The organism is Colwellia polaris (genome assembly GCF_002104515.1).
Lineage (GTDB): Bacteria > Pseudomonadota > Gammaproteobacteria > Enterobacterales > Alteromonadaceae > Cognaticolwellia > Cognaticolwellia polaris.
Map to the genome: position 1 here is coordinate 152,060 of NZ_NBOE01000002.1, position 13,824 is coordinate 165,883.

Annotated in this window: 13 protein-coding genes; all 13 read left to right on the forward strand. The window is 33.9% G+C overall.

What is annotated here, in order from left to right; genetic code table 11:
- Window positions 1-13: 13 nt before the first annotated feature.
- Window positions 14-976: an ATP-grasp fold amidoligase family protein gene (locus B6A32_RS05160; protein ID WP_158088451.1), complete on the forward strand. Its 963-nt coding sequence runs from the start codon at window positions 14-16 to the stop codon at window positions 974-976.
- A gap of 24 nt (window positions 977-1,000) precedes the next feature.
- Window positions 1,001-2,122 (forward strand): hypothetical protein, encoded by a 1,122-nt coding sequence (locus tag B6A32_RS05165; protein WP_085301682.1) that lies wholly within the window; start codon window positions 1,001-1,003, stop codon window positions 2,120-2,122.
- Entirely contained in the window at window positions 2,122-4,053 is a 1,932-nt protein-coding gene (locus B6A32_RS05170; RefSeq protein WP_085301683.1) for an acyltransferase family protein, read from the forward strand. Before B6A32_RS05165 ends, B6A32_RS05170 begins: the two co-directional genes overlap by 1 nt.
- Before the next feature lie 56 nt (window positions 4,054-4,109).
- Window positions 4,110-4,820 (forward strand): WecB/TagA/CpsF family glycosyltransferase, encoded by a 711-nt coding sequence (locus tag B6A32_RS05175; protein WP_085301684.1) that lies wholly within the window; start codon window positions 4,110-4,112, stop codon window positions 4,818-4,820.
- On the forward strand, window positions 4,817-5,983 hold the full coding sequence (locus B6A32_RS05180; RefSeq protein ID WP_085301685.1) for a nucleotide sugar dehydrogenase: 1,167 nt from the start codon (window positions 4,817-4,819) through the stop codon (window positions 5,981-5,983). Before B6A32_RS05175 ends, B6A32_RS05180 begins: the two co-directional genes overlap by 4 nt.
- A gap of 86 nt (window positions 5,984-6,069) precedes the next feature.
- Window positions 6,070-7,104: an NAD-dependent epimerase gene (locus B6A32_RS05185; protein WP_085301686.1), complete on the forward strand. Its 1,035-nt coding sequence runs from the start codon at window positions 6,070-6,072 to the stop codon at window positions 7,102-7,104.
- Window positions 7,105-7,455: 351 nt separating this feature from the next.
- A complete protein-coding gene (gene rfbA / locus B6A32_RS05190; protein ID WP_085301687.1) occupies window positions 7,456-8,334 on the forward strand; it encodes a glucose-1-phosphate thymidylyltransferase RfbA in 879 nt (292 codons plus the stop codon).
- A gap of 101 nt (window positions 8,335-8,435) precedes the next feature.
- Window positions 8,436-8,810 (forward strand): GxxExxY protein, encoded by a 375-nt coding sequence (locus B6A32_RS05195; protein WP_085301688.1) that lies wholly within the window; start codon window positions 8,436-8,438, stop codon window positions 8,808-8,810.
- A gap of 275 nt (window positions 8,811-9,085) precedes the next feature.
- Window positions 9,086-9,637 carry a dTDP-4-dehydrorhamnose 3,5-epimerase gene (gene rfbC, locus B6A32_RS05200; RefSeq protein WP_085302353.1) on the forward strand — a complete coding sequence of 184 codons (552 nt, stop codon included), beginning with the start codon at window positions 9,086-9,088 and terminating at the stop codon, window positions 9,635-9,637.
- Between the two features lie 58 nt (window positions 9,638-9,695).
- Complete coding sequence (gene rfbD, locus B6A32_RS05205) at window positions 9,696-10,571, forward strand: dTDP-4-dehydrorhamnose reductase (protein WP_085301689.1); 876 nt, start codon at window positions 9,696-9,698, stop codon at window positions 10,569-10,571.
- A gap of 72 nt (window positions 10,572-10,643) precedes the next feature.
- Complete coding sequence (rfbB, locus tag B6A32_RS05210; RefSeq protein ID WP_085301690.1) at window positions 10,644-11,756, forward strand: dTDP-glucose 4,6-dehydratase; 1,113 nt, start codon at window positions 10,644-10,646, stop codon at window positions 11,754-11,756.
- Window positions 11,757-11,942: 186 nt separating this feature from the next.
- Window positions 11,943-12,842, forward strand: coding sequence for a UTP--glucose-1-phosphate uridylyltransferase GalU (gene galU, locus B6A32_RS05215; protein ID WP_085301691.1), 900 nt, complete (start codon window positions 11,943-11,945; stop codon window positions 12,840-12,842).
- A gap of 471 nt (window positions 12,843-13,313) precedes the next feature.
- Window positions 13,314-13,682, forward strand: coding sequence for a GxxExxY protein (locus B6A32_RS05220; RefSeq protein WP_332888757.1), 369 nt, complete (start codon window positions 13,314-13,316; stop codon window positions 13,680-13,682).
- The last annotated feature ends 142 nt before the right edge of the window (window positions 13,683-13,824 follow it).

Here is a 13,824-nt window from a genome sequence, read left to right on the forward strand (position 1 = left end):
GGGAATAGTAACAGTGGTAGAAAATACTTTAAGGTATATTTTAAATAATATAGCAGCGCCAATAATAAATGTGATTGCTTCCCCATTTATTGAAAAAAAATGGACAAAGGATTGCAAAAGCCTTCCTTTAACGCAAAAACATAAAGAATTATACATTATCATTCATCAGCATACAGCGAGGAAGCTTTTTAAATTTCCTGACCTTGTCAATTGCAATGATTTTAATGATAAAATTCAATGGTTAAAACTATTTGATCAAGACGAAATACAAATTCAATGTTCAGATAAGTTAAAAGTGCGTGATTATATTGAGCAAAAAGTTGGTGTAAAGTATTTAGTCCCTATGTATCAATCAGTTGAGTCGTTTAAACAAATTGATTTTGAAAAATTGCCTGGCTCATTTGTAATGAAAACTAACCATGACTCAGGAACTGTTGTCCTAGTAAAAGATAAAAATAAATTCGATAAATTGAAATCAAAAAGAGGGCTCGAAGCATCTCTAAAAAGAAAATATGGCTGGAGTGTTGGAGAGTGGGCTTACAGCTTTGTTCCAGCTAGAATCATTATTGAACACTATATTGAACCTGAAAGTGATACACCACCTGCCGATTACAAGTTCTATTGTGTTAATGGGGAAGTTAAGTTTTGCCATTATATATATGATCGAGGTAATAACTCTAAAGAACAATTACTGTCGTCAGATGGTATAGACTTAAAAACACCATTACATGGGAAATTTGAATTAGGAACTGGCTTTATAAAGCCATCTAATTGGGCTGAGATGCTAGAAGTAGCTAAAAAACTATCCGCTGAGTTCAAATGTGTAAGAGTTGATCTTTTTTCAAGTCAAGATAATATTTATGTCGGTGAAATGACATTTTGGCCCATGGCCGGCACTTATAGAGGCAATGGTCAAAAGTTTTTTGGTAAGTTTTTAGATTTTGAGCGTGACACGTTCAAGCAGCCAGTATTGTAAGTCAATAGAATGCAGAGTGTTTAAGTGTATTTCAAAATTTGTTTTTTTTGCTTTTTTATTTTAGGCATTCTCGGTTTTTCCAACTTTGGTAGAGCACATATTATTAATGTATCTACAGCATTTGATTTGCTATTAGTTATATCTATATTAGTTTACAAGCCTAAATTTGCAGATAAAAAAGCTTTATTTGGTTTTATTAGTTTTTTTTCTTATTTTATAATATCACTAATTATTGCAATAAGCCTAAAGGGAAGCCACTTATTAGATTTTTTATTAGCTTATAAAGCAATTTTTTACTTTGCATTATTATTTTATTTTGAAAATAAAAAAATAGGAGGTAAACGAAGGTTTTATCAGCTTTATAAATGGTTGGTTATATTTTTCTTTATAAAATATTCAATATCAATATTATTTAGCTTAAATGATCGACCTTTACTTTTTAGAGAAAATAATTTTGAACTAATGTTTTTAGCCTTGCTATTTTATTTAAGATGTATTTTATTCGAAAAAATTAAAGGTTTTGAAATACTTATTATTGTTGTGATTTTTTTAATATCAGGCTCAAAGTCTGCTATTCCAATATTACTTTTGATTTTAGGTAGTTTCTACTTGAAGGAGTTGACATGGAAGAAAACTATTACTTTTTCTGTGTTAGGTCTAGTTCTGCTCAGCTTTTTATCTTTCTTAATATTATCAAAGTATGGTCTGTCTGGCTTAGGTAAAATAGATCGGATAGCTTTTCTAAGAGTATTTCTTGTTGAAATGTTCAATAGTTCAACTCTTGAGATTTTATTTGGTCATATGAGACTAACCGCACTGTCAGAGTCATCATGTAATTCATTATATTTTTATCCTGGCCTTTTTAGTTTTAAAGATGATGGCAGTTGTTACTCTTTAATACTGCATTCATTTATTTTGCGATCTATTTTTGATCATGGCGTAATTGGTACAATATTAATATTTTATTGTTGCTACTTTCTTCTAATGAGAGCTGGGTACTCAAAACGTGTTGCTTATACCTTTTTAGGGGTTATGTTTTTGAACTCGTTATCAGTATCCGCTTTTAATAGCGTGTTTTTTGCTCTTAGTATGATTATGTTTATTGGCTTTTCTCCAATAAAAAAAATGAATAGGAGGTGGGGTTGATGAGTTTTAAATATAGATCAGATATTGATGGTTTGAGAGCAATAGCTGTTTTACTTGTTATTTTTTACCATGCAGGCTTTAAGGTTATAAGCGGCGGCTTTATTGGTGTTGATGTTTTTTTTGTTATATCTGGTTTTTTAATTACTTCAATTATACAAAAGGAAATATTGAATAAAGAGTTTAAACTCTTTAATTTTTATATAAAAAGAATAAGGCGCATTCTACCTGCGTTTTATGTTGTTATTTTTACAACAATTTTTTGTGGTTTTTTTATTCTTTTACCGTCGGACTTTACTCTTCTAGCTAAAAGTTTCTTAGCGTCGAGTATTTTTATCGCTAATATGTATTTTTGGAAAGCAACAGGGGGGTATTTCAACTCCAATACTGATGAATTGCCATTGTTACATATTTGGTCTTTATCATTAGAAGAACAATTTTATTTTATTTGGCCATTTTTCCTTATTTTAGTTCTAGGAGCGAAGTTTAAAAAAATTATCATTCCTCTTCTTAGCGTTGTGGTTATTCTTTTGTTTGCCTTTTCTGAGTGGGCCGCTATAACTAAGCCAAATGCAGCATATTACTTTCTTCCAACAAGAGCCGGCGAGCTCTTAATTGGTGGATTGCTTGCAATATTGGTGTCTTCAGGAGTTAAATTAAAACAGTTTGTAGCACAATTGTGTTCTATTTTTGGAGTTGTTTTACTTGTTTACTCAGCTTTTATTTTATCTAAATCGTCCGTTTTTCCAGGGATAAATTCTTTATTACCATGCTTAGGCGCTGTGCTAATTATTTTATCTGGCACTGAAAATAGTACATTTGTGGGCCGTATGTTGTCTACTAAGTTATTGGTTTTTATAGGCCTAATTTCATATCCAATGTATCTGTGGCATTGGCCAATAATAGCTTATTTGAACTATTTGAACTATGAACTTGATTATATTGTTGGGTCTTCAGTTATCTTGATTACAATTATTCTAGCTATATTCACATGGCATTTTATTGAAGGTACATTAAAAAAAATAAAATTGAAAAATAGTACTGTTTTTATAAATATGTTTGCAATTCCTACACTAATTGTAATATGTATTGCATATATGATTGTTAATAACGATGGTTACGAAAATCGATTTTCAAGTAATAATAAATATTTAGATATTAAAAGTGCGTTGGTTATGCCAACAGTATCAGAAGGGTGGTGTTATCAAGCCGAACTTCCAAAAAATATTGATAAAGCCCTCAATTGTACTCTTGGTGTTAAAGAGGGGAAATCTAATGCTATTTTTGTTGGTGATTCACATGCAGGGCATTACCAATACTTAGTAAACTCAATTGGTCAAAAAACTGATCTTAAAATCAAAACTATGATTACATCTAATTGTTTTCCAAGTCTGTATACTAAGGATAGTTCAAATTTAGGCGGTAACCCTAAATTGTGTATGGCTTTTCGGTCGGAATTAAGTGAGTACTCTGCAAATGAAGATTTAAGTATTGTTTTTTTTGCTGCTAGGTGGGATGCCAATTCGGAATGGCTATTTGAAACTAAAGAAGCATTAGATACATTAACTAACCGAGCTAAAAAAATAATTATTTTTCCACAGGTTCCGAATTATAAAAATAATGTTTCGCAAGAATATCTTAGAGCAATGGCATTACCCATTTTTAATCGTAATTATATTAATAAAATCGATAATACTTATGCATCTGCAAATAAGAAAGTTAAAATTCTTGCCGATAAATATGAAAATGTAACTTTTGTCGATATCAAAAGCTTTACTGAAAAAGAAGAGTTACTCCCTTTATTTAATTTAGAAAATATACCTTATTACTTTGACGATAACCATTTGAATATGCAAGGTTCAGAAATGCTAACTAATGCGTTTATGGGAAGTACAGAAGGTCAAATGTTGATAGATTCGATCATTAAAAAATGATGGTAGTATATTTTTTATATTAATATGCGAAATAAAATAGATAGAGATATTAGATAATGTTTACTTTTATAAAAGAGAAAATTGTTGATGTAGAGCAGCTGCTTATGGATAACAAGAAGGCTAGTGTTATTTACTTAAATCCATCTACTTATAATTATTTTCGAAAAAATATGGAATTGATTAAAAATGTAGATGGAGTAAGGTTTGATGGTTTATTTATGTCATCATTCCTTAAGCTTTTTGGAATTAAAGTTCCCAAACGTCAAAGTTTTGATATGACGTCTTTAGCTCCAAAGGTCTTCGACAAAGCCGAAGAAGAAGGGCTAAAGGTTTTCATTTGTGGTGGGACAGATGATGATGTCGATAAATTTTGTAAAATTATAAAAAATAGATATCCGCATTTACAAATTATCGGTCAAAGAAATGGTTACTTTTCTGATGCTGAATTTGAAAGTGTCAAAGATGAAATTACATTAAATAGACCAGATGTCGTAATTTTAGGGCTTGGCGGGCAGAAACAAGAAGTAATAGCATCAAAGTTAACTCCATATGTTGATGGATATATTTTCACATGTGGTGCTTTTATTTCACAAACGACCAAAAAAATAGATTTCTATCCTAAGTATATAAATAAGTTTAATTTACGCTGGGCTTATAGATTTGTTGTTGAACCAAGGACGATTAAGAGAGTTTTAATTAGTTATCCATTGTTCATTGTATATCTATTACTGGACTTTACAAAGTACAAAAATAAAGGAATAAAATGAAAATAGCAATAGCCGGTACTGGCTACGTAGGCTTATCAAACGCAATGTTGTTAGCGCAGCACAATGAAGTGATTGCCGTTGATATAGTTAAGGAAAAAGTCGATTTATTAAATCAAAAAAAATCACCAATTGTAGATGTTGAAATTGAAGATTTCTTAGCCAATAAAACTATCAACTTTAAAGCGACGCTTGATAAAAAGTTAGCCTATCGTGATGCTGACTTTGTGATTATTGCCACGCCAACTGATTATGACGTAGCAACTAACTACTTTAATACATCGTCTGTTGAAGCGGTTATAAAAGATGTTTTAGCCGTTAACCCTGATGCAGTTATGATTATTAAATCAACTGTACCAGTAGGTTACACTGAAAATATTAAGCAAGAGCTTAACTGCGCAAATATCATGTTTTCACCCGAATTCTTGCGTGAAGGTAAAGCCTTACATGATAACCTTTATCCTTCTCGCATAATTGTTGGTGAACAAAGTGAACGTGCAAAGGTATTTGCTAACTTATTGGTACAAGGTGCAGTAAAAGAAAATATTGACGTTTTATTTACTGACTCTACGGAAGCTGAAGCCGTTAAGCTGTTTTCAAATACTTATTTGGCTATGCGTGTAGCTTACTTTAACGAGTTAGACAGTTATGCTGAAGCCCATGGTTTAGATGCTAAGCATATTATTGAAGGTGTTGGTTTAGACCCGCGAATTGGTAATCATTACAATAACCCTTCTTTTGGTTATGGTGGTTACTGTTTACCTAAAGATACTAAGCAGTTATTAGCCAACTACAATAACGTGCCTAACAATATTATTCGTGCAATTGTTGATGCTAACACTACGCGTAAAGACTTTATCGCCGATTCTATTATTAGTAAAAAGCCTAAAGTCGTTGGGGTGTATCGCTTGATCATGAAAACTGGCTCCGATAATTTCAGAGCCTCTTCTATTCAAGGTATTATGAAGCGAATTAAAGCTAAAGGTATTGAAGTGGTAATTTATGAGCCGGTGCTTGAAGAGAAAGAGTTTTTTAACTCTACGGTATATAACGATCTAGAAGCTTTTAAGAAAATATCTGATGTTATTGTGTCAAATCGTATGGATATTGAATTAGCTGACGTAAAAGATAAAGTTTACACTCGAGATTTATTTGGCAGCGACTAACCTTGAAAAGTTTATGGTTTGTTATGTGATAGAACTTCGTTATCATATTTGGTAGAAAGTAGATTTAATAATTATATGGATTTTAAATGAAATATTTAGTGACTGGTGCGGCAGGTTTTATTGGTTTTCATGTGTCAAAAAAACTATGTGAGCAAGGTCATGAGGTTGTTGGCATAGATAACCTTAACGACTATTACGATGTTAACCTTAAGCTAGCGCGCTTAGCTGAGTTAGATAAGTTTACATTAAATAATACTTCGGAAAATGCAGAATTATTTCGCTTTATAAAGCTAGACCTTACCGATCGCGAAAACATGGCGCAATTATTTGCCGAAGAGAAGTTTGATCGCGTAATTCATTTAGCAGCTCAAGCGGGTGTTAGGTATTCAATTGAAAATCCGATGGCTTATGCTGACTCTAATTTAATTGGGCATTTAACTATTCTTGAAGGTTGTCGTAATAATAACGTTAAGCATTTAATTTATGCTTCTTCTAGCTCGGTTTATGGCTTAAATAATAAAACACCTTTTTCGACTAGTGACTCGGTTGATCATCCTGTTTCGTTATACGCAGCAACCAAAAAATCTAACGAGTTGATGGCGCATAGTTATTCTCATCTTTACGATATGCCAACCACAGGCTTACGATTTTTTACTGTGTATGGTTCATGGGGACGACCTGATATGGCGCCTTATATCTTTACTAAAAAGATTTTAGATGGTGAAACAATCGATATTAACAATAATGGTGATATGTGGCGTGATTTTACTCATGTAGATGACATTGTTGAAGGTGTTGTTCGTATTGCTGATGTTGTACCTGAAAGAGATTCAGCATGGAAAGTTGAAAGCGGCTCGCCAGCCTCAAGTTCAGCACCATACTCTATTTATAATATTGGCCACGGTTCGCCAATTAACCTGATGGGGTTTGTAAAGGCCATAGAAGATGAGCTAGGTATTGAAGCTAAGAAAAACTTTCGCGAAATGCAGCCAGGCGATGTTTACCAAACCTATGCAGAAGTGAATGACTTATTTGAGGCTATTGATTACAAGTCAAAAGTTAGTGTTGAAAATGGCGTAGCTGAATTTGTGAAATGGTATAAAGCATTTTATAGAAAATAGTTAATAGCTGTTGAAATGTAAAGCAAATAAAAAATGATACTATTAAGTATCATTTTTTTGTTTAAAAGAACTAACCTTTCATTAATTTAAGTCGCTCTCTTTAAGGTGAACTATTGCTAAGTACCTATAAAATTAGTGCGAATTAAATATTTATAGCGCACGTTAATATAAAAAAAACTAGTAACAGGTTTCATATATCCATTGCTATTTGTTTTTTAATTTACTTTTGTTAACAGAGCTAGCAATATAATTTACACTTAGGTATTTGATAATCGATTTATGCACGTTACATTCGTTTATTATCAAAAAACAATTTGCTAATTTATTAAAATAGAGGTTTAGATAGTGTATATGCATAAGGGAATAATACTAGCCGGCGGAAGTGGAACACGTCTTTACCCGCTAACAAAAGTTGTTAGTAAACAACTGATGCCTGTTTACGATAAACCTATGGTTTATTATCCGCTTGCAACGTTAATGCAGGCAGGCATTCAAGAAATTTTGATTATTTCAACACCCGAAGAAATTGATCGTTTTGAAGATCTTTTAGGTGATGGTGCAAATTTTGGTGTTTCCATTTCTTACAAAGTGCAACCTAGTCCTGATGGTTTAGCTCAAGCCTTTATTTTGGCAGAAGATTTTTTGAACGGTGCTCCTGCTGCTTTAGTGTTAGGTGATAATATGTTCTATGGTCATGACTTAGTTAAATCACTTAAAGCGGCAAATGCACAACAAAGTGGTGGTACGGTATTTGGCTATCATGTGTCTAATCCTAAGTCATACGGTGTTGTAGAGTTTGATGATTCGGGTACAGCTATTTCTATTGAAGAGAAGCCTGTTGTACCTAAGTCAAACTATGCAGTACCTGGTTTGTATTTCTTTGATGAGCGTGTTGTTGACTTTGCTAAAAATGTTAAACCTTCAGCACGAGGAGAGTTAGAAATTACTGACGTTATTGATCAATATTTAAAAGCCGGTGAGTTAAAAGTAGAAATTATGGGTCGCGGTACGGCTTGGCTTGATACGGGTACGCATGATGATTTACTTGCTGCAGCACAGTTTATTGCCACTATTGATAAGCGCCAAGGTTTAAAAGTTAATTGCCCTGAAGAAGTTGGTTATCGCAATGGTTGGTTGAGTGAAGCGAAGCTGCGTGAAATAGCACAACCTTTAATTAAAAGTGGTTACGGTGAGTATTTAATTAAGTTGATTGAAGAACGGGTTTTTTAAAGGGCTTTTCTTTTTACAGGGAGAAAAGAATGAGAAAATCAAGAGTTGACTTATAAAGGGATGATTTTTATTTAATATTTATAACTTAAAGGATTAAGTGTATGGAAATGGATTTTACGGGTAAAGTCATAGGTTGCGCTATTGAGGTACATAAGCAATTAGGTCCTGGACTATTAGAGTCAACTTATGAGAAATGTTTGATGTATGAGCTGTATTTGAATGGTATAACAGCACAATCTCAAGTTATTTTGCCTATATGTTATAAGAATATAGATATTGAAGCAGGTTATCGGCTAGATATACTGCTACCAAACAAGCTAGTGATTGAGCTTAAATCAGTTGATAAAATTATTCCTGTGTATTCAGCACAATTGTTAACTTATATGAAGTTAACTGATATAGATAAAGGTTTACTGATTAATTTCAATGTTAAAAAGTTAGCGGATGGTGTGAGAAGATTTAATTTGTCTTTTTAACGTTTAGGCACAGGTCATTCTTGCAAGTGGAGGATAGGAGGAACTTTGCTTTAATAGAAAGAGAGTTTGATGTTTGAAACATTACTTCTCTTTCGGTTCTTATTCATTTATCGCTGTTAGCTGTTTAGTTTTACAAGGAGGAATGAATGAAAAGGGAATGAGGAACTACTTTAGCCATATTCAAGTACTTTATGTTTATCTCCTGTAGTCCTCCTTCATTCCTCCTTGTGAAATATGAAGTTTATTTATTTTTTATGGGTTTTTATGGAGTTTTAGTGAATTATATAAACACAGATATACCAGATGTAAAAATTATTGAACCTAATGTGTTTGGTGATGACCGTGGTTTTTTTATGGAGACTTTTCGGGTAGATGAGTTTACCCGTGAATGTGCGCAGAAGAGCTTTGTGCAAGACAATCATAGTAAATCTAGCCATGGTATTTTGCGCGGTTTGCATTACCAATTAAAAAATACCCAAGGCAAGTTAGTACGTGTTACTTCGGGTGAAGTTTACGATGTTGCTGTAGATATGCGGAAAGAGTCGCCAACCTATGGACAACATGTTGGTGTAGTGCTTTCGGGTGAAAATAAGCGTCAACTTTGGGTGCCAGAAGGTTTTGCTCACGGTTTTTATGTGATGAGTGAGTCGGCAGAGTTTGTTTATAAGTGTACAGACTATTACGCGCCAGAACATGAAGTGTCGTTATTGTGGAATGATCCAGCTTTAAATATTCAATGGCCGTTGGTTAATGGCAATGCTCCTTCGCTTTCTGCTAAAGATGAAGTGGGGTTGTTGTTTAATGATGCGCCTGCTTTTAGCGCTTAGGTTGAAGCAAGATAAATAAAAATTTAATCGTACAATTACAATAAAGCTAACTTAAACCATGAAAATAATCGTTATAGGTAAATCGGGGCAATTGGCCTGGGAGCTAAGCCAGCTTTCATCGAAAGAGCATGAAATAGTTTGTTTAGGGCGTAATGATATAGATTTGCAAGACGTATCAATTATTTCTGCACGTTTACAAGCGTACCAAGCTTCAGGTGTTATTAACGCCTCTGCTTATACTGCCGTAGATAAAGCCGAGAGTGATGTTGATAATGCTTTTATGCTTAATGCGAAAGCGGCAGGCAACTTAGCAAGAGCTTGTAAAGCTTTAACGATCCCTTTTGTTCATATTTCAACTGACTTTGTTTTTCATGGTGATAAAGGCTCGCCTTATTTACCTACTGATGAAATAAATCCATTAGGGGTTTATGGTGCGAGTAAAGCACAAGGTGAGCATTTTATTGCTGATGTTTATCCAGAAAGAAGTTGTATTATTCGAACGTCATGGGTGTATTCAACACATGGTAATAATTTCGTAAAAACCATGTTGAACTTAATGAATACTAAACCAGAACTTGGCGTTATAAGTGACCAAATAGGTTCACCTACATATGCTAAAGGCTTAGCTAAAGTTTGCATAGCAAGCCTAACTGACAATATTAATGGTATTCACCATTACACTGATACAGGCGTGGCGAGTTGGTTTGATTTTGCTGTTGCTATTCAACGCATGGGTTTGGAACTTGGCTTATTAGATAAAAAAATACCGATTAAACCTATAACTACTGCGCAATATCCTACACCGGCTAAACGCCCACATTATAGTGTGTTAGATAAAAGCAGCTTAGCTAGCGCTTTGCCTGAGTTTAAGTTTAGCCATTGGCAAGAGCAACTACATACTATGATGACGGCTTTAAAAGCTGAACAGTCTTAGCTTATTGTTTACAGCGTAACTGTTTTATCGCTGCGAAATTATAAAGAATTATAAAAATTTTAGAGATATATGATGAAAAAATTATTAGTTACCGGTGGTGCTGGTTTTATTGGCGCTAACTTTGTTCATTATTGGATGAACAAATATTCAGCCGACAAAGTGGTTGTGCTTGATGCATTAACTTACGCAGGTAATATTGCCAATTTAGACTCTGTAAAAGATGAAGCTAACTTCACCTTTGTGCATGGTAACATTTGTGACCAAGTTTTAATTGAAAAGTTATTGGTTGAACACGGTATTGATACCTTAGTACATTTTGCCGCTGAGTCGCATGTTGACCGTTCAATTACTGGTCCAGATGCTTTTATTGAAACTAATATTATGGGTACCTATAGCTTGCTTAAAGCCGCTAAAAAAGTATGGTTAGATGGGGCTTTTAATGATGGTAAAGTTCTTGAAGAACATCGTTTTCATCATGTGTCTACTGATGAAGTGTACGGCACGCTTTCACCAACAGACCCTGCATTTACAGAAGATACAGCTTACGCGCCTAATTCGCCTTATTCTGCGAGTAAAGCGGCAAGCGATCATTTAGTGCGCGCTTATCATCATACTTACGGTTTAAATGTTACTACGAGTAACTGCTCAAACAATTATGGTCCGTTTCATTTTCCTGAAAAGCTTATTCCTTTGGTTATCACCAATATATTGCATGATAAAGCCTTGCCAATTTACGGTGATGGCCAACAAATTCGTGACTGGTTATACGTTGAAGATCACGCTTACGGAATCGACTTAGTGTTACAAAACGGTAGAATTGGTGAGAACTACAATATTGGTGGTGATAACGAATGGGCTAATATAGATATAGTAAAAACTATTTCTAAACTTGTTGAGCAAGAGTTTGTTAAGAATAAAGACTTAGGCATTCGTTTTCCTACGGCAAAAGCAGCGATGGCACAAAACACAGAGTCACTCATTACTTATGTAAAAGACCGACTTGGTCATGATCGCAGATATGCTATTGATGCAACTAAAACCAATAATGAGTTAAATTATCAACCGAAAGAGTCGTTTGAAACCGGCATTGCTAAAACCGTTGCTTGGTATTTAAATAACGAAGAATGGTGGAAGAGTGTGATGGACGGTTCTTACCAAAACTGGATAGCTGAGCAGTACTCTTAATTAATATGAGTAATTTAAAGGTCGATATTCGGCCTTTTTTAATGTCTTTAAGTTTGTGTTAGAACTCACTTTATTCCATTAATAAATTACTCAAAAACCTATAAACGCAAACATTTCATCTATAAAGTCATGACAAAAAGTTTAACAACCAATACAATAAAGAAAATACTGTAATTAGGGATAAAAATGACAAGTAAAATCAAAAAAGCGGTAATACCTGTAGCGGGCTTAGGCACACGGATGTTACCAGCGACAAAAGCTATTCCAAAAGAGATGTTGCCGATTGTTGATAAGCCATTAATTCAATATATTGTGAATGAATGTATTTCAGCTGGTATTAAAGAAATCGTTTTAGTTACACACTCTTCTAAAAATGCGATTGAAAACCATTTTGATAAGTCGTTTGAGCTTGAAACTACGTTAGAAAAGCGTGTTAAGCGCCAGTTACTTGATGAAATTCAAGCAATATGTCCGAAAGACGTTACCATTTTACATGTGCGCCAAGGTGAAGCAAAAGGCTTGGGGCATGCGGTATTAAAAGCGCGTCCTATTATTGGTAACGAACCGTTTGTTGTAGTGTTACCTGATGTGATTCTAGATGATGCCACTGCCGATTTAAGAACTGAAAATTTAGCAGCAATGTTAACGCGTTATAACGAAGTAGGTGGTTATAGCCAAATTATGGTTGAACCTGTTCCTATGGAGCAAGTAAGTAGTTACGGTGTGGTTGATTGTGGCGGTGTTGAACTTGCACCAGGTGAGTCACAACCTATGACTGCTGTTGTAGAAAAGCCTGCCGTTGAAGATGCGCCGTCTAATTTAGCTGTAGTAGGTCGTTATGTATTGTCTGAAAAAATTTGGGACCTGTTGAAGCTAACTCCTCCTGGTGCTGGCGATGAAATTCAATTAACAGATGCTATTGCGATGTTAATGGAAAAAGAAACGGTAGAAGCATTCCACATGACAGGTAAATCGCATGACTGTGGTTCTAAGTTAGGCTACATGAAAGCCAATGTAGAATATGCTTTACGCCACCCAGAAATGGCTGATGAATTTAGAGCATACGTTACAGATTTAATAAAATAAAAATATAACTAGCTTTAAGTTCTAGTGCAATTGTCTTTGTTGTTATTCGTTTTCTCTGTAAGTTGTTTTTTACAAGGAGGAATGAATAAGAAGTTAATGAGTTAGAGCTTTAGGTATTTTAGACCTTCTATGTTTATTGGTGTTTACCTCATGTAGTCCTCCTTGTTTTCTCCCTGTGAGATATTTTTATTTTTTTACAGGGAGGAGTGAATGAGAAGTTAATGAGGTAGGGCTTTAGGTATTTCAAACATTCTATGTTTATTAGTGTTTACCTCCTGTAGTCCTCCTTGTTTTCTCCCTGTGAGATATTTTTATTTTTTTACAGGGAGGAGTGAATGAGAAGGGAATGAGTTAGGGTTTTAGGTATTTTAAACTTTCTATATTTATTAGTGTTTACCTCCTGTAGTCCTCCTTGTTTTCTCCCTGTGATACATTATATTTAATAGCTTTAAAGGATTAAGGTGTATTGAAATGGATTTAACAGGTGAGGTTATAGGTTGCGCAATTGAGGTACATAAGCAATTAGGTCCAGGGCTATTAGAGTCAACTTATGAGAAGTGTTTGATGTATGAGTTGTCTTTGAATAATATTAATGCATATGCTCAAGTTGTATTACCTATCTGCTATAAAGGTATGAATATTGAAGCGGGTTATCGATTAGATATTATGTTACCCAGTGAATTAATTATAGAACTTAAATCAGTCGATAAACTTATTCCCGTGTATTCAGCACAACTATTAACTTATATGAAATTAACTAATATAAATAAAGGTTTATTGATTAATTTTAATGTTAAGAAGTTAACGGATGGTTTACGCAGATTTAATTTGCCTTCTTAATTTTAGCATTTAACCTTTTTTATTTTCTGTGAATTATTACTTTTTACAGGGAGGAATGAATGAGAAGGGAATGAGTTAGGGCTTTAGGTATTTTAAACTTTCTATGTTTATTAGTGTTTACCTCCTTTAGTCCTCCTTGTTT